This window comes from Nostoc sp. NMS2 (genome assembly GCF_017115105.1).
In the GTDB taxonomy this organism is placed as follows: domain Bacteria; phylum Cyanobacteriota; class Cyanobacteriia; order Cyanobacteriales; family Nostocaceae; genus Nostoc.
This window is the reverse complement of the sequence record NZ_JABXKH010000104.1, coordinates 1-16,880: the sequence shown is the minus strand read 5'-3', so window position 1 is coordinate 16,880 and position 16,880 is coordinate 1. Positions and strand designations below refer to the sequence as shown.

At 39.8% G+C, this 16,880-nt stretch carries 15 protein-coding genes; 7 read left to right on the top strand and 8 right to left on the bottom strand.

All coding sequences use genetic code 11. The features are described 5' to 3' along the window. Positions 1–202: 202 nt before the first annotated feature. From HWQ36_RS18975 to HWQ36_RS18940, 8 genes are all read right to left on the bottom strand, one after another. Complete coding sequence (locus HWQ36_RS18975) at positions 203–3,445, bottom strand: type 2 lanthipeptide synthetase LanM family protein (protein ID WP_292705228.1); 3,243 nt, start codon at positions 3,443–3,445, stop codon at positions 203–205. 201 nt (positions 3,446–3,646) lie between these two features. Then, entirely contained in the window at positions 3,647–3,916 is a 270-nt protein-coding gene (locus HWQ36_RS18970) for a mersacidin/lichenicidin family type 2 lantibiotic (protein WP_292705227.1), read from the bottom strand. A 567-nt stretch (positions 3,917–4,483) separates the two neighbouring features. After that, positions 4,484–5,317, bottom strand: coding sequence for a peptidylprolyl isomerase (locus HWQ36_RS18965; RefSeq protein ID WP_292705226.1), 834 nt, complete (start codon positions 5,315–5,317; stop codon positions 4,484–4,486). 60 nt (positions 5,318–5,377) lie between these two features. Further along, the gene (locus tag HWQ36_RS18960; protein WP_292705225.1) at positions 5,378–5,608 is read right to left on the bottom strand and encodes a hypothetical protein; all 231 of its coding nucleotides are present in this window, start codon (positions 5,606–5,608) and stop codon (positions 5,378–5,380) included. Between the two features lie 120 nt (positions 5,609–5,728). Then, positions 5,729–6,745 carry an aldo/keto reductase gene (locus tag HWQ36_RS18955; protein WP_292705224.1) on the bottom strand — a complete coding sequence of 339 codons (1,017 nt, stop codon included), beginning with the start codon at positions 6,743–6,745 and terminating at the stop codon, positions 5,729–5,731. After that, positions 6,742–7,833: a T3SS effector HopA1 family protein gene (locus tag HWQ36_RS18950; RefSeq protein ID WP_292705223.1), complete on the bottom strand. Its 1,092-nt coding sequence runs from the start codon at positions 7,831–7,833 to the stop codon at positions 6,742–6,744. The genes HWQ36_RS18955 and HWQ36_RS18950 overlap by 4 nt, the downstream gene beginning before the upstream one ends. A 25-nt stretch (positions 7,834–7,858) precedes the next feature. Further along, a complete protein-coding gene (locus tag HWQ36_RS18945) occupies positions 7,859–9,046 on the bottom strand; it encodes an aminoglycoside phosphotransferase family protein (RefSeq protein ID WP_292705222.1) in 1,188 nt (395 codons plus the stop codon). 367 nt (positions 9,047–9,413) lie between these two features. Further along, entirely contained in the window at positions 9,414–9,635 is a 222-nt protein-coding gene (locus tag HWQ36_RS18940) for a hypothetical protein (RefSeq protein WP_292705221.1), read from the bottom strand. 456 nt (positions 9,636–10,091) lie between these two features. On the opposite strand from HWQ36_RS18940, the gene HWQ36_RS18935 reads away from it, so the two are divergent. From HWQ36_RS18935 to HWQ36_RS18905, 7 genes are all read left to right on the top strand, one after another. Continuing rightward, entirely contained in the window at positions 10,092–10,646 is a 555-nt protein-coding gene (locus HWQ36_RS18935) for a helix-turn-helix domain-containing protein (RefSeq protein WP_292705220.1), read from the top strand. A gap of 26 nt (positions 10,647–10,672) precedes the next feature. Beyond that, on the top strand, positions 10,673–13,702 hold the full coding sequence (locus HWQ36_RS18930) for a peptidase domain-containing ABC transporter (protein WP_292705219.1): 3,030 nt from the start codon (positions 10,673–10,675) through the stop codon (positions 13,700–13,702). A gap of 37 nt (positions 13,703–13,739) precedes the next feature. After that, a complete protein-coding gene (locus HWQ36_RS18925; RefSeq protein ID WP_292705218.1) occupies positions 13,740–15,122 on the top strand; it encodes an HlyD family efflux transporter periplasmic adaptor subunit in 1,383 nt (460 codons plus the stop codon). A 42-nt stretch (positions 15,123–15,164) separates the two neighbouring features. Continuing rightward, on the top strand, positions 15,165–15,902 hold the full coding sequence (locus HWQ36_RS18920; RefSeq protein ID WP_292705217.1) for a peptidylprolyl isomerase: 738 nt from the start codon (positions 15,165–15,167) through the stop codon (positions 15,900–15,902). 107 nt (positions 15,903–16,009) lie between these two features. Continuing rightward, positions 16,010–16,363: a transposase gene (locus HWQ36_RS18915; RefSeq protein ID WP_292705216.1), complete on the top strand. Its 354-nt coding sequence runs from the start codon at positions 16,010–16,012 to the stop codon at positions 16,361–16,363. A gap of 131 nt (positions 16,364–16,494) precedes the next feature. Beyond that, a complete protein-coding gene (locus tag HWQ36_RS18910) occupies positions 16,495–16,635 on the top strand; it encodes a hypothetical protein (RefSeq protein ID WP_292705215.1) in 141 nt (46 codons plus the stop codon). 20 nt (positions 16,636–16,655) lie between these two features. Next, positions 16,656–16,856 carry a transposase gene (locus HWQ36_RS18905; RefSeq protein WP_366829277.1) on the top strand — a complete coding sequence of 67 codons (201 nt, stop codon included), beginning with the start codon at positions 16,656–16,658 and terminating at the stop codon, positions 16,854–16,856. Positions 16,857–16,880 lie beyond the last annotated feature (24 nt).

Genomic DNA, 16,880 nt, shown 5'->3' with positions numbered 1-16,880 from the left:
CGTCTCCCCTTAGGAGAAGCAACTGCTGAACCCGGAGGCCTTGTCGTCAGACATCGCACTTCCCCTACAAACACTACAACTAATTGCTACACTTTCCAAGTGGCTACAGCAATCTTATTTGAGTCGTCAGCATAGCTTTTACAAGAACTGTCGAGTAATTCAAAGCAAACAGAATAAATCAAGAGTTCGCAAATTTCAAAAATTATTTACACCAAGGCGTTGGTGGTGCTAGTGTCAGCACTGAAGGAATGCGCGTTGGTTCTGCAAGTCGTAGTAGTTCGTAACCAATACCAGCAAGTCCGGTCATGAGTCCAGGTGTTTCAACTTTTTTTGGTACTCCACACAACCAGCCATGTTGCTTGATACTTTCTAAGATGATAGATGCAAGGCGGTTGACTTGTGAATCCAACTTGGGATTATCAAGGGTAAGACTTGCCTGCAACAACATTTCTAAATTACCCAGATCCCCATGACATAAGCAGTGGTTAAGACCAAAACCTTGAGTCAGAGTAGTATTGAGTGCTGTGTCAATTTCAGAACGAATTGCAGGATTATCAAGGTAGGGTAGCGATCGCAATCGACCTAATCCAATTCCCGGCGCACCATGACACCAAGCGGTCATAAAGTTAGCTTGCTGTTCGTTTTCTGAAAGAACTGTATTTTCAAATTCGCGCAAATCTGGCCAATTACCGACTTTGAGACACAACAGACTTTGCTCGTAAGTTATTGCTTCTAAAGCTATTTTGCCAAAACGCTCCTCACCCGTAATTGCTGAGAGTTCCAGTAACGCCGACGCGATGCCAGCTACTCCGTGAGAAAATCCTGCCAGTGGTTTTTTTCCCATTCCTGGGGCAATCCAACCCACACCATATTCCATTGTTTGGGCATGGGTGATGAGGCGATCGCCACATTGAACTGCTGCTGCAAGTGTGCGTTGAGTAGGGGCAAACTGATACAAGTTGAGCAAACTCGCAATGCAACCGGCAGCACCGCCAATAATATCTAATTGTTCATCTTTAGCAATCAAATCTGGAAGCAAATCAACCAGAGATTCAGCCTGTACTAGCAGTTCTGGTTCATCCCATAAAATCCCCAAATGGGTGAGAGTATAAATTATGCCTCCCCAGCCATTAAAGCCACCGATGGTAGTGATTAATACTTTGTCACTTTCTAGTTGACGTTGCATCGTCGTCAAGGCATTTTTTGCCAGTGTAGTGTAACGCTTTTGCTGAGTCATACTGCCAAGATAGGCCAGAAATAAAATCACCCCCGATAAACCATCGTAGAGGTCGATTCCCAAAGAAGCGAGAGTCCAGTGTTTCTCATTAATCAGTGTCAAGCCAAGCCAAGAAACATTTTTTTCGTCCCGCAAAGCTAGCGACTCCAAGCGATCGCCTACTGCCAAGGCTGCTTTGAGTAATTGCTCCCTACTAGTAATATTTTGCGGTTCACTCAGATGATAGCTAGACCATTTTACTTGTCCGTCTCCCATTACCAAGGTTGTCAAAGACGCACGGATAAACCATAGTTGTTGCTGTAAGTCTGTTTGACTGAGTTTTTGAATACGACGATGCACTCCTGTAATGCCTGTTTCGTCAAAGAAATCAGTAATTTCCTGATCAGAACTGTTCCAAATAGCGCGGGAGTTAGGGCGGGTTGTAAACATGGGAATGTCCCCTTGCCATAAGTCGTAGCGTTCAGCAGCAATCACCTTTGCTAGATCTGGTTGTTGCTCGATTCCTACCCACAATCGGTCAAAGTGGCGATCGCGATCCAAGGCATTGCGTAAGAAATCAGGATGGAAACTTTCAGACAGCAATAAACTATAAGTGCGGGTAGATCGAAAAATAATCCGCACTTCATCCTCGGCAAAACAAGCTAAAGGCCCATTGACTGATAACAATTCATCTCGATATTGCAACAGTAAACAGTAAATATTGGTAAAGCCAGTAGTGATTGACTCGGTGTAATCCAGTACATTCACTTCGGCATCATTCAGGGTTGGTCGATTCTGGCTGCCGAACATTGGCATCCGTTCACGTACAAACCGCATTTCGTCAGTTCCAATTGCTTCTAAGTGGGGAACGCGATAAGGTGTGAGTTGACCGGCTGTTCCTCCTAAGCCACTCAAGTCAACTCCCTCTGACTCAGCATTTGCCCAGAGGCGTTGGGGTAGTAAACCAACTCGTAAAACTGAATAAATTATTTGATTGACTGTAGGCAAGTCCGACTGTGTAATATCTATGCCTTCAGTCCGAAGATGAAAAAGTGATTCTAGGTCAACTAATATCGGCTGTTCTCCTGCTGCAATTAAATTTTCTAAGTGAAAGTCGGTCGCTTCTAGGGCGTATAGTAGTGCTAAATATGCACCTTGCCGTTCATAAAACCGCTGGATAGCTTCTGGTTCGGTACAGCCTTGGGCAATCACAAATTCTACCCAACCATGAGTTTTGCGATTTAATATTCTCAAAGTACGGAATGGTGGATGATTACCCCGCTGATTTAGCCAAGTTAATAGTTGCTGAAAATGTACTTCAATAGCGAGTGATCTGGGCTTATAAACTATTTGTAAACCAGAGCTAAACTTAGCAATTACCACTGACCTTCCGCCCCGATGAGTATCGCCAAGACCACCATCTATTTTTAGTAATAAGCCTGGGTCATTATCTGGACTAAAGGTGTTAACAATCTCTGTCCAATCGCTACAAAGATGTTGGATAAATTCTAGACTAACAGTTACCCAACGGTTAATAGTAATTACTAATTGACGGGCTAATACAGGATACTCTTGCAACAGAGAAAGCACAATTTCAGGTTGCCTTAGACGTTGTAAAAAACTCTGGAATCGTTCTTGTTGTGTATCACCTGATAGTACTCCTTGCAAACGAGCTACATTGATTTCTAAAACCATTGTGCGTCCCAGCATTGACAGCAGTTGTTCTGGCAGACTGTTAAATAATAAAGCTACAATTGTATTAGGATTAAATGGTAAATCCGACTGTGTTTGGATGAGTTTTTTGATTTCTTGATGCAGGCGATCGCATCCTTGATTAATTAAAGGTGCAATGGCATCTAAAAAACCATTTAATTCTGAATCTACAAAATCTTCTAAAGACGGCATTGAAATAGAATCAGGTCGAGCAAATGCTTGATTTATCTGTGTTAACCAGTCTGGAAGTTCGCTACAACGGTTCTGCACAGCTTCAATCGATTCACCTAGAATTTGCCCAAATTCGTCTTCTGTCACACCATCTATAGCTAAACGCTGAGAAAAAAAAGAGTTATTGCTAAAGGGGGATTGCGATTTCCAACGCTGCATCTGTCGTTGTTGCAGTTGGGGGTTAATGTTGGTGCAATCGCATTGAATAGTGTGAAGAGATGCGATACGTTCAGTTAAGGTAGTAGCTTTATACCAAGTAGCAGACTGAAAATAAGATTGACTCATGATCCTAATAGTTTAAATTGTTGAGAATATTTAACTAATAAGGTGAAGAGGGATTATTACAATCCCTCAGTTTTTTGATATCTTGATTGAGTAATAGTCTTAGGTTTCAAAAACAATCCTAGTGTCTATATTCTAGTTGATTAAACTTTCAATCAAGCACATTGCAAGAGGTTTAGAATTTTAACTAACACTAAAAGTTAGTTAAATAGGACATCTACAGCGTCCAGTTAGAGTAGAACCACAACCACATTCAGCAGTAACAGTTAACACACGTCCGCAGTGTAGAAATTTAGTTAGCCCTGGAAATCTCCATCCTCCGATAACATCGTTCATTTCCTCATCCATGATGTCAGTTAGTCCAGCTGGGTTTTCTGGAAGTTGAGCCAGTTGAGCTTCAGTAAGATTTGAGCGATACTCTTCATCTTTCCAAGCGCGAACGACATCAATATCTGTGATATGGATATTACCCATGATTGACTCCTTGATTATTGAATGTAAATAAATTAGTAACCCATTCAAAAATAGCAAGATAACAATAGAAATTGCTATCCCAACAATTTAAATGAACAGTGAAGAATTAGATAGAGACTAAACTTGTTTATTTAATCTCTTAACTTTATATTGTCTAAATTTAAACTTAGTAAGTCAATCTGATAAACTTCATTATAAAAACAAAATTACAGGAATAATGTTTTGGGCTTTTACTTAATAGTTATTGGATTGTAATTTATTTTGTAGATAAGAGTTGCTACTGGGAAACTAAATATAAATGATAATTCTTAATGTATAAGTTATCACAAAAGTCTATTGCTTTTAATCATGTATTTACTTGAATAACAAACAAAACACTACATTTTTTGTTTAAAAATGAATCTTTAGTAGTTTCCAGCTATGTACAACACAGACAAGTTTAAATAATATATCAAATAAAAAACTACCTCTAAAATGGATTAGAGGTAGCCAAAACTTAATCATTTGAGTTTCTCAAGTCAAACAAATGATTACCTGATTGTCTTAGTCAAAAATGGAAGTTAAAAACTATTGATGCTGTTCAGAACGCGAAGCAAGGGTAGTATTTGCTTGTAGCCAATTTTGAAATAGAGATTCTAAGATTTGCTCTCGACTTTCATTAAACTCAGTAGGAAAATACTTTTCAATTTTGAGGATGTGATAACCCAGTTTTGTCTGTATTGGCCCAATTACTTCGCCTTCTTTTGCTTGAGCGATCGCTTGTGTAATCTCTGACATTAATTCTGAAAGAAAGCGAATACCAACAAAGCCACCATTTTGTTTAGACTGTTTACCTTTCGAGTACTCTAGTGCTAAAGCACAGAAGGACTCATTTGACTCTCGAATTGCATAAGTTACTTTCTGAGCCTCTGTTATGTCGCTGACTAAAATCTGAGATAAGGCAACACGTTGATAATCTTGACGATTACTTAGATAATGACTATCAACAGCATCTCCAAACAGATATTCTTTTAACTTTTTCGTAAGTAGATCTAATCTGATACCCTTAGACCAATCTTCTACGGAAATTCGCTGCTTTTGAAGCCAAGCTAAAGTTTCAGAAACACCTAGCAACTTATGTTCTAAGCGAAAGGTATCTCCTGCTGCTTGTAATTCTTCATCAGCAATAGTAATGCCGAACTCCTCGCAAATACGTAAAACTAATGCATCATGTTCAGCTAAAGCTGCATATTCAGCTATTTTGTGAGAATAACGCAGATAAACAATTACATCTTCATTTGTTGCAAGGGCAATTTCTGGCAGTGCAAATTTCTCTATGGACTTCAATTCAGGAACTAGTTGCGTGTGGGAGTTTCCTCCGTTGAGGAAACTGGCGTTTTTTTCTAAACTTTCTGCTATCATCTTTTTCCTTTAAAAGTAGATTGTGGTGCAAAAATTGTCATTTACCTGCCTAAGTTGGGTCTATATGACTGGGGGCAGAGTAGTAGCAATGGAACGGGGAAAGCGGGGAAGCGAAGGCTTACACAAGGGACTATATATTGTGTGATAACACCAGGGACTATTGTGTATTATCCCTATACCACCGTTACTACTGACTAATTCGTTATCAAATAACTCGGTCATAAAGCTTTCGGAATCTTTGAACAATTCAGAACCAGCAGGGTACAGGTTGAAAATTTTAATACTTGCCATTTGGAATTTCCTAATTTGTAAAGTTATTTAGATTGCGATGACGCGGTGTCAGTTTTTGCCAAATTTTATTTCATGGCTTCCTTCTCCTCAGTGAGTAGTTTATGATGCTGGAATTGCTACCTAAACTTGGTAAAGTAATCGCTCAGATGAAATTTCCTGAATTTTTAGCTTTTGACGATGTAAATCACCGTAAAGATTGAGGTAGTCAAGTTCAACAGGGGTGAGTTTGCCCTGCTGGACTCCAGATATCGCCGCATCAATTTCTTCACGCCGAGTCAAACCTGTTAAGCAAACATCAACACAGTTCTGCGTTAGGGAGTATCGGTATAAGTCAGGAACAGTAGGTCGCCAGCATTTTTCAGGTAAATCAACCGGAACATCCCAAAGTGCGCCTGAGTGAGAACCTGTCGATTTGAAGGTGACAATACCTGGTCGAGATGGGTCTTGCACTTCCAATTGATTAAATATCTGACTCTGAGCAGACCGATGAGCGACATTATGTCTGACCATCACCACATCTAATAAGTCGCTATGCAAGCACTGTTGCGCTAAATTAATATCGTGGAACGATGCACCGATATAGCGGACGGCTCCCATTTTCTTGAGTCTTTCGGAAGCGCCAAACATTCTTTCAATGGTGCGTTGATAGACGCTATTGTTGCCTCTTAAATCGGGTGAAAGCTGCAAGCAATTTTGTAAAGCTGAACCATCATTCTCACCAATCCAGCCCCAGAACAACACATCAATATAATCAATATTTAGCTCTACGAATTGATCTAATAAAGCGGCTAGTGCCATTTCTGGACTCTTGATATAAGTCACAGTTGCCAGCACGACTTTCTCTCGGACTGAGGAACGACGGCTACACATCTGGCGCAACGCCCCAGACATGGAACTGTAAATATAGTGGTGCAAGTCACTAGAGTAGAAAAAGTAGTTAATCCCACGCTCGAAAGCGTAAAGAGTATCTTCACTTGAGATGCTACCACCACCACCCAAGCCAAGACAACTAACTGTTAAATCAGTCCGCCCCAGTTTACGGTAAAACGGTAAATCTGATTCTGTAAATTTATTTATTACATGACTAATTTCGCTGACGGAGGCTATTTGAGGCGATGTAAGATCGATTAGTTTCATTGGTCTAACGGAGTGTAGATATCTTCAGAGTTGGCATTGAGGTAAGAATGCTGCCAGTCAATTCCTAAAAGAGAGAAGTGCTGATGAATAAATGCCATGCGGCTTTGGGACGATTCATCACCTTGTTGACGAGCTTCCAGCAAGGCATTAGCAATAATTTGACAGCGATTCATCCCAAAACTTTCAGACTCAGCAAATTTGAAATCTGGTTCTTCTGCTAAAGCAAGTCCAGAAGCAAGTAACTTTGTAAACAGTGGTACTTCGGTGCAAAAATGCGATCGCTTTTCTGCATAAACACTTCTTAGCACTTGCCGTATTGCTTGATAATTGCTTTTCTCAAAGTAGAGAACCCCACTGTCATAGCGTCCGTAATCAGAAGGGTTGTATAGCACTTTAAAGGTGAAAGGAACTCTGATTTGATTTAATTGCCGTGTCAGGCTTTCCATAACTGCGATCGCCCCTTCAGGTGTCAAGTTAAAGTAAACTCTAACTGTCTGAGGATGAGTATTTGGTCCTGCATTGCTTACCGCCATGTAAAATCCATTTTGAACTAGATTTCGAGGCATACGGATAGCGACTGTGTTGCCTACAGATACAGATTGTTCGGCAGGTTGTAAATGGCGATCGCGTTCAATATGCAAAGTCAAACTGCCTTTGGTAACAGCGAGACTTTCATCACTTTCTTGCCGCAGCACAGACCAACCTGGATCGAAATAGCCTTCACCCAGATTACTTTTATGTAGGCGATCGTAAAACTCTACTTCTACTCCTAGAAAAGTATTATTCTCTAAATTCTGATGCAGTGCTAATTTAGCTGAATCGGCATCTGTTGCTAAATTAGCTTTTAGAGAGCCATTGTAGTAAATTCCGTAGAGAAAACTTTGCAGTTGTAGACTCAAATATTTATTTTGCAGATCCAAAGGTGTTCGTTGAAAACGAGTTACTACCTCAGCAGGAATATCCAAAGGTTTGTAAGCTGGATGGCTAATACAGAAATCGGGCTTGATTTGAAGATTGTTAGCTATGTCTTGTAGAGAATCTAGCACACGAGTTGATAATGAACTTTGAAGAGAATCTAGTAATTGCATAATTTTTGAATTAAACAAGAAAAAGTTAATACCGCTTCGCGTCATTACAAATTAATCTGAGTTCAGATTCTGCTATTCCAAAAACTGTTGGGATTGATTGCTCTGGGCGACACAACAAAGTTTTGGCAACTTGAAGCATACAAATACCCATATTTCCAAAAGATTTTTGATACTGAATCATTGCCTGAATTTGCTGAATAATGGCAAGTCCAGAAAACTGGACAACTCGTCTCAAAAAATCAGGACGATGCTCTAAAATTTCTGGGAAGTTCGCCAAATAAGTTTTAGTCAAGGCTGCAATTGAAGGCTGAAGCTGTTCGAGTGGTGTCATCGCTAATCGTAAAGATTCTTCGACATCAATAGATTTACTAACAACTAAGCTACCCAGCCAGATTTGTAGATAGCTGGCAATGAGCATTCCTAAGTCAAAAGCAGGATCTCCCCAAGCGCTGCGCTCCCAATCAATCAGCCGAATGATGCTATTATTTGATGGTTCCGCTTTAGAGATGTTTTGCTCCCAATCGTTGTGCAAGAGAATATTATTCAGCTTAAGATCATTGTGCGTTAGACAACAAGGTTTGAAACTACTAGTGAGTTCTTCGATCGCTTTTCCCAGGCTATCGTAACGCTGATAGAGAGCAAAGAATTTAAGACCGTCTGCTGGAACCTGACCGAAAACTTCCGGACTAATCCGTTCTAGTCCACGAGTAAATTTAGGAGCTTGGTCAATAGGGATACCCTCAGAATTCCGAGAGAAAAAATCTTGGTACTCCTGATGCTTTAATGTCGTGCGATGGATTGTGGACAGAGTAGTTCCAATTGAGGTGGCGATCGCACTTGGAAAGACATTCTCCTTTGTTAAAAACTCAGCTAAGTCACAATAATCATTCAAGTAGTTAAAAACAATGATTGAATGCTCTGTGTCAAAATGGATCGCCTCCGAAAGCATTGAGCGGATGTGGCTAAGAGCTAGGAATCGTTGTAGAAACTCTTGAATTCGCCATTCATTGATAAACTCGCCTGCTGTTTTCCCTTCGGGATTATGGCGCTCTTGCTTAACTAAGAGGTTCCGACCGTCTTGTAAATTCACCAACAAATTAAAGTTTTTAGCAACTTTTAGTTCAGTCCTATTGAGAGCTTTCTGCTCCAGGGTACAGAGAGCCTCTCCAACCAGATACTCAAAAATGTTTTGATAACTTAATAAAAATACCATATTTAGAGCCTCTTCAAACTGTAGTCATCGATTCCTATGTTATGCATCTACAACAATCCTATTTGAGTTGTAAAAATTATCAAACCGCCAAGATTTTTTGAAAAAACTTAGTACACATATATTCCTTTATTGACTGTTACCTATTCTTTGTTTCCTATTATCACCCTACGCAAGTCATTTCAGAAATAAAGTCGAATTGTTATAGTAGCTATTTATTACCTCCAATTAAGTAAAGTTAGTTTAAGCAGAATCGAACTGTTCTTAAAAGATAACTAGCGGAAGTTTAGATAGAGTTAGAGTTTTCTAAGCCATATCACTACTCCCGCTTTGTTAAAACACAGCTTTATTACAGGTTAATAGGATAATCTCAAACGGCAGTTACTACGGTTACTGTTGGAGTTCCAGTAGCAGTAGCTCCTACACTAATAGCGGAAATAAGACTAATAGCGACGACACACCTCCACCCAGACCAACGACCACCGTTGATAGCGCTAAGCTCTCCGTCACCTAGCTCATTCATGTAGCTTTCGGAATCTCTGAACAAATCAGAACCAGCAGAATTCAAGTCATAAATCTTGATACTAGCCATTGTTTTTTCTCTCAGATAAAATTGATTGAGATTGGATTAGCTATGTATTGTCTAATCACATTTCAATCTTCGGATATTCAATATATATTTTCAAGATTTAAAAATTTTTGTTTATACATAATTCAATGAGTTATGTTTTAATTATTCAAATATTTAATATTCAAAAATAAAAGTACTTTTATCTGAAAAATTACAGTGCAATAGCGCGTCACTACTCCGAATCATCTAATTTGAAACTGAAGCTATATTTTTTGTTGTAAGTAGTGCTGTTTTTAGGTTGTCACACCACCAAAGCTTGAAAAGCAACACTTGTGACCGTTTATCTGATTCTTGTAAAGCTTTGTAACGAGATGTGGAATTCTCGGAGTTTTGATTCAGACAAGTAACAGAGGTTTTCAGAAATTATCCAGATTTATTTCTATCTGGGCAGTGCAAGTTATACCAGGAGGAATTGCTGTGGACAAGCAAAGTCTATACTTAACAACTTTCCAACATAAGCTTTTGCTTAAGAGTCTAGAAACAGATTTACGTTCAGAATATCGCCGTCGAATTGAAATTATGTTGTTGGCAGATGCAGGTCAATCTCAGACTCAAATTTGTGAAGCGTTAGGATGCTCTCAAGAGACGGCGCGGCATTGGATTACTATGGCCCAAACAGGTCAGGCTCACCATTGGAGCGATCGCGCGATGGGTCGTCCCAAGGCTGTGAATGAGCAATATCTAGCTCGTTTGCAAGAACTAGCAAGCCATAGTCCACGTGAGTATGGCTATGCATTTGAGCGTTGGACAGGGCAATGGCTAAGCAAGCATCTGGCAAAAGAGTTTGGTATTAAGGTTAGTGCTTGCCACATTAACCGTCTGCTAAAGGAAATGGGACTTTCGACTCGACAAACACGCAAAACTGTTGAAACTGATAACACAAAAAATTCTCGGATTACTATAGGCAACCTGTTACCAAATGCAGAGCCTGATTTTCGGTGGTCATTGAATTTCGCTAAGACAAGTAACTAATTCTGCCGTTAAATTCCAAACAAGTCATGGTTCAAAACAAAACAGAATTTTCCCCTCAACAGCTTGCCCAAACTCTGGGTCAAACTCTTTCACAACAAGAATTTTCAGACTGCATCAAACAAATTGAAATTCTCCAGCCAAGTGCGGGCAAACTTTTCTGGCAGACAGCAGACGCAAGCGTTGGCATTTATATAATTTTGGCAGGTAAAGCTAGATTGCTCGATCGCAGCGATAATTTAATCGCTTCTGTAGGTGCGGGAAAATCATTTGCGGAACTAACGGTATTTCCAGAGGAGCAATTTCAACCTTATACTGCTAGGGCTTCAGTAAATCTCAAGCTTGGTTACATTCCCGGAAATTGTTTGCGATCGCTCATTCGCAAGTATCCTTCTATTGGACAGCATCTTCACCATCAAGCTGTACTTTGGGATTTACTGCTGTTATGTCGCCAAAATCCTGCTCTTAATAATGCTCCTTACGAAGGTGTAATGCAAATACAACCACTCTTAGAGCAGCATAATCTCCAAATTAGCAAACTTCCATTTTCTTTACTCAAAGACCAGCAACTCTGGATACTGCATCGCGGCGAACTACTGCACACATCAGGACTCAAACTCACTGCTGGCAATATTTACCCCTTGTCTCAGTTACCCCAACAGCGTGGTTGGCAAGTAACTCAACCAACGCAACTATACAGCCTCAGCCGTTCGCATTGGCAAACAGCACTGCAATATCTACCACAACTAACTGAACTCGACGCTAACAACCACCCAGTTACGGCATCTGAGCCTGTTATATTTCCCCAACTTACCGTTGAGCCAAAAAATCAGTTTCAGAAAAAAATTAATAAAGCCTATTTTCCGAATCCAACCGTAAAAATCGGTCATCTATGGCAACGTATCACTCGCCGCTATCCTTACTTTGAACAGCAAAGTGCATCTGATTGTGGTGCGGCTTGCTTAGTCATGGTTGGTCTTTACTGGGGTAAGCGTTTTAGTGTCAATCGGCTGCGGGACATTGCTAACGTTGACCGTAATGGGTCATCGCTGCGAGGTTTAGCCGCCGCAGCAGAAAGCATCGGGTTTTCGACTCGACCTGTAAAAGCCAGCCTTGATAAACTTGCCCAGCAAAGCCTCCCGGCTATTGTGCATTGGGAAGGCCAACATTATATTGTCGTCTACGAAGTCAGAGGCGATCGCGTTATTGTTGGAGATCCTGCTATTGGTCAGCGTACCCTCACTTATGTAGAATTTAAAGCCGGTTGGACTAGCTATACTTTATTACTCCAACCCACAGCTTTACTCAGAGAAACAAAAGAAATTAGTACTCCTTTTTGGCAGTTTTTTGAATTAACTAAACCTCACTGGCTGGTGTTATTGGAAGTATTCATTGCTTCCATCCTCATTCAAATTTTTGGACTGATCACACCACTATTTACACAATTATTATTAGACAGAGTAGTTGTGCAACGCAGTGAACTGACATTAACGGCTGTAGGCATCGGCTTGGTGATCTTTAGCCTTTTTAGAGTTGCTATAACTGGACTGCGGCAATACCTTTTAGACCACACAGCTAATCGAGTGGATCTAGCCTTGATTGTGGGTTTTATTAGCCATACCTTCCGTTTACCTCTGAAATATTTCGAGTCCCGCTACGTTGGTGATATCATTTCTCGCGTGCAGGAAAACCGGAAGATTCAACGTTTCTTAACTGGTGAAGCACTATCTATCTTTCTCGATTTATTAACAGTATTCGTCTATGTAGGATTGATGTTCTGGTATAGCTGGAAGATGGCATTAATCACCCTAGTGATTGTCCCACCATTCGTATTATTGGCGCTGATTGCTACACCTTTCTTACAACGTGTTTCCCGCGAAATTTTTGGCGCACATAACGAAGAAACCGGGTATTTGATTCAGTCTCTCACTGGTATCCGCACGATTAAGTCTATGGCTGTTGAGCAGACAGTACGCTGGCATTGGGAAGAATTTTTTGGCAAATCAGTAAAAAAGACTTTTTCTGGGCAGATAATTGGCAACACACTGCAAATATTTAGCTCTGGAATTGAAGCTGTAGTCACCGCACTATTACTGTGGTTTGGAGCGTGGCAAGTGATTCAAAACGAACTCACTATTGGGCAACTGATTGCTTTTAATATGTTGTTGGATAACGTAATTAATCCTTTTAAAAGACTTATTTTGCTATGGAATGAGTTACAAGAAGTGCTAATTGCTGTTGAGCGAATTAATGATGTGATTGATGCTGAACCAGAAGAAGATTTACAACATCAATCTCGTCAATCTTTGCCACCAATTCGCGGTTACATTCGCTTTGATAAAGTGATTTTCCGCTATCACCCAGAAAGTGATATCAATACCTTAGAAAACATCAGTTTTGAAGTCCAACCAGGACAGACGATCGCCCTTGTCGGACGCAGTGGTTCGGGAAAGACGACTATTTCTAAGCTGATATTGGGGCTATATCCGCCCACAGAAGGGAAGATTTTGATTGATGGTTATGATATCACCAGTTTGTCGCTGCGATCGCTCCGTTCTCAAATTGGTGTAGTTGACCAAGATACTTTTCTGTTTGGGAGTACGATTCGGCAAAATATTAGTTTAGGTCATCCCGAAGCCTCTCTAGAAGAGGTCATAAAAGCTGCTGAACAAGCAGGAGCGCATCAATTTATTAAGGAACTACCGATGGGCTATGAAACCCTTATTGGTGAGGGGGGAGGAACGCTTTCGGGTGGACAAAGACAACGGTTAGCGATCGCCCGCGCCCTTGTCGGAAATCCCCGACTACTGATATTAGATGAAGCTACCAGCAGTCTTGATGCTGAATCTGAAAGCATCATTCAGACTAATCTCAACACAATTCTCCAAGATAGAACAACAGTGGTGATTGCACATCGCCTTTCAACAGTACGCAATGCTGACAAAATTTTAGTACTAGATAAAGGCTTGTTGGTAGAAAGTGGTACGCACGAGCAATTAATGGTTAAACGCGGTCACTATTTCTACCTCAATCAACAACAGTTTACTGTAGCAATTTGAATCGATTATTTTGCGTTCATTAATCAGATAACCAACAATGACAAACGAATTTACTACACAAGAAGAATTCAGTCAGAATGGTCACTATCCTAGTGGTCAACTGGACTTAAAACCTCAGTCAAAATCTTCTACATCTTTGAGTGAAGACTGGTCTTCTTTGACCAAAGAATTAATTGATACATTACCACGAGTATGGACACGTGGATTGCTATATTGGCTAGTAATATTCGCGACGATCGTTTTACCTTGGGCGATGCTATCTAAAGTAGACGAAACAGGTAGTGCTAGAGGACGACTTGAACCTCAAGGCAGAACTTTAAGGTTGGATGCATCTGTTACCGGAAAAGTTGTAGCCATCAAGGTTAAAGAAGGAGAAACTGTCAAAGCTGGACAAGTTTTACTGGAGTTGGAATCAGATTTAACTCGCACTGAATTACAACAAACTCAGTCTAAGCTAGAAGGTCAACAAAATCGCGTAAATCAACTTCAGTTATTAAAAAATCAACTAAGAATGTCTTTACGCACTCAGCAATTACAAAATCAAGCCCAAGAGTCTGAGCAACTTGCTCAATTTGACCAAATTCAGCAACGGCTTAATTCTAGTAAACAAGTGTATGTTCTAGAAAAAGGTCGCCTAAAATTAGCTAATAATGAAAAACAACGTTATCGATATCTTTGGCAAAAAGGCGCTATTTCTAAAAGTAAATTAGAAGAAATAGAAGGCGCTATGTTTGAACGCCAGAGACTTGTAGAACAAGCTCAATCAGATATGCAACAAGCAACTACTGAAATTACCAAACAACAAAGCACCAATCAACGCATCAGTCGTACAGGTGAACTCACACTTTTAGATAGTCAAAAACAAATTAAAGAACTTCAATCTCAAGTTGTCGATGTACTATCAGAAATTGACCAAACTAAAAAACAAATTCAGTCTTTGCAATTTCAAATACAACAGCAAACTCTTCGCACTCCTATTAATGGCACAATTTTTCAGCTATCTATAAATAATGCCGGAGCAGTTGTACAACCAGGGCAAATGGTTACTCAAATTGCACCTCAACGAGTGCCTTTGATATTTAGGGCCGAAATGCCCAGTCAAGAAAGTGGTTTTCTCCGGATAGGAATGCCTGTAAAACTTAAATTTGATGCTTATCCTTTTCAAGATTATGGAGTGACTGAAGGCAAACTTCGCTGGATTTCGCCAGACTCTAAAGTTGTCGAGACTGCCCAAGGTAAGGTAGAAAATTTTGAACTAGAAATTGAATTGCCAAAAACTTATATTCAAACTAAAAACAAACGTATTCTATTAACACCTGGTCAAACTGCAACCGCTGAGGTAATTGTTCGGGAACGTCGCATTATTGACTTCGTGCTAGATCCATTTAAAAAATTGCAAAAAGGCGGTTTAGAGCTTTAGAAAATGTCAAGCGAAAATCAATTATTACTAAGGAGCTAATTCATGTCAGAATTTATTGTTGTTTCCCCAAAGGATATTATTTACCAAATCAAACTTTCCTGCCAGTTCCCTACTATTGTCGAGGGTATTATTGGTCGCAAGATTATTATAGATGCAGCCCAAGAAGCAGGTATAAAAGTTGATACAGAAGAACTTCAAGAAGCCGCAGATAGCTTGCGAATGATGAACAAGCTTGAGAATGCTGAAGCTACTTGGTCTTGGCTACAAAAACATGATCTTTCTTTAGATGATTTGGAAGAATTAGTTTATTATAATGTTCTCTCCTCAAAGTTAGCAGAACATTTATTCGCTGACAAAGTTGAACAGTTCTTTGTTGAACATCATTTTGATTATGCTCAAGTAGTCATGTATGAAGTTGTTTTTGATGATTTAGACCTGGCAATGGAAATGTTTTATGCAATTCAAGAGGATGAGATTAGTTTTCCTGAAGTTGCCCGCCAATATATCCAGAATGATGAGATCCGCCGATGTGGAGGATATAAGGGAATACTGAGCCGCATAAATTTAAAACCAGAAATATCAACAGCTGTATTTGCAGCAACTCCACCTCAGCTTCTGAAACCAATTGTTAGCTCTCAGGGAGTACATTTAATTAATGTTGAGGAAATTATTACACCCAAATTAAATAAAACTTTATATTTAAAAATTATTTCTCATCTATTTTCAGAATGGATGAAGCAGCAATGTGAGGAAATTAAATTTGAATTCGAGGATGTCTAACGAATCTAACTATTTTCAGTACAAGAAATCATTAGTTACTTTTCTAAATGTTACAGCACTTTCCAGTAATGTAAAGTACAATAATGCAAAATAGATAAACTATTATTATGAAACCATATTCCGTCGATCTCAGAGAAAAAGTAGTCAATGCTTACCACTCAGGAAATATTTCAGTTAGAAAGTTAGCTGTAAACTTTGGTGTTGGTAAAGCTTTTGTGCAAAAAATGTTGAAACAGTATCAAGAGCAAGGACATGTTAATCCTGGTAAGCAAGGGACAAGAAAAAAAGCAGTACTAGCAGAATCGGGGACGCAACTTGTTGCATTGGTAGAAAAATATCCAGAAGCAACTCTTTCTGAATATTGTGAATATTGGCTCTTAACTCAGGGGCAATTAGTGAGTAATAGTATGATGTGTAGAGAATTGCAAAAATTAAATCTAACTCGAAAAAAAAACGATTAGGAGTAGTCAGGCTGCTACCGATAGAGTCCAGTTACTTAGATGTGAATACAGAGAAAAAGTCAGAGATATAGAGCCTAAAAATCTGGTATTTTTGGACGAGATGGGCTTGTTACTTGGGTTAATGCGTAATCATGCTTGCAGCGAAAAAGGAAGTAGAGTCTATATGGCACTACAAACAGTGGCGAAGTGCAGGCGTAATTGAGCAACTCATGAACACTTTACATGAACAAGTACGTGAGCAGGTAAAAAAAAGCCCAAGTGGACGACGTTAATCATCATTGACTCCCAAGCTGTGAAAAATACCTGCAATGCGAGTGTGGAGTCGAAGGGATTTTGTTTCTACAAAGCAACAAATGGGATTAAAAGGCATCTAGCCGTTGATACCCTTGGGTTTCCCTTCTTCACTCACTGCACAAAAGCCAATGTTTCAGATGATGCGGGATTGATTGAGATGTTGAGACTTTGTGCTAAATCAGATGCGGTAAAAGAATGAAGCTTAGTAGCAATTGCACAGGCC

What these genes read in the sequence shown, in the direction of transcription:
- HWQ36_RS18975 (WP_292705228.1), bottom strand. Translation starts at nt 3,445, where the DNA reads ATGAGTCAATCTTATTTTCAGTCTGCTACTTGGTATAAAGCTACTACC.
- HWQ36_RS18925 (WP_292705218.1), top strand. Translation starts at nt 13,740, where the DNA reads ATGACAAACGAATTTACTACACAAGAAGAATTCAGTCAGAATGGTCAC.
- HWQ36_RS18930 (WP_292705219.1), top strand. Translation starts at nt 10,673, where the DNA reads ATGGTTCAAAACAAAACAGAATTTTCCCCTCAACAGCTTGCCCAAACT.
- HWQ36_RS18960 (WP_292705225.1), bottom strand. Translation starts at nt 5,608, where the DNA reads ATGGCAAGTATTAAAATTTTCAACCTGTACCCTGCTGGTTCTGAATTG.
- HWQ36_RS18945 (WP_292705222.1), bottom strand. Translation starts at nt 9,046, where the DNA reads ATGGTATTTTTATTAAGTTATCAAAACATTTTTGAGTATCTGGTTGGA.
- HWQ36_RS18910 (WP_292705215.1), top strand. Translation starts at nt 16,495, where the DNA reads ATGCTTGCAGCGAAAAAGGAAGTAGAGTCTATATGGCACTACAAACAG.
- HWQ36_RS18920 (WP_292705217.1), top strand. Translation starts at nt 15,165, where the DNA reads ATGTCAGAATTTATTGTTGTTTCCCCAAAGGATATTATTTACCAAATC.
- HWQ36_RS18950 (WP_292705223.1), bottom strand. Translation starts at nt 7,833, where the DNA reads ATGCAATTACTAGATTCTCTTCAAAGTTCATTATCAACTCGTGTGCTA.
- HWQ36_RS18915 (WP_292705216.1), top strand. Translation starts at nt 16,010, where the DNA reads ATGAAACCATATTCCGTCGATCTCAGAGAAAAAGTAGTCAATGCTTAC.
- HWQ36_RS18965 (WP_292705226.1), bottom strand. Translation starts at nt 5,317, where the DNA reads ATGATAGCAGAAAGTTTAGAAAAAAACGCCAGTTTCCTCAACGGAGGA.
- HWQ36_RS18955 (WP_292705224.1), bottom strand. Translation starts at nt 6,745, where the DNA reads ATGAAACTAATCGATCTTACATCGCCTCAAATAGCCTCCGTCAGCGAA.
- HWQ36_RS18970 (WP_292705227.1), bottom strand. Translation starts at nt 3,916, where the DNA reads ATGGGTAATATCCATATCACAGATATTGATGTCGTTCGCGCTTGGAAA.
- HWQ36_RS18940 (WP_292705221.1), bottom strand. Translation starts at nt 9,635, where the DNA reads ATGGCTAGTATCAAGATTTATGACTTGAATTCTGCTGGTTCTGATTTG.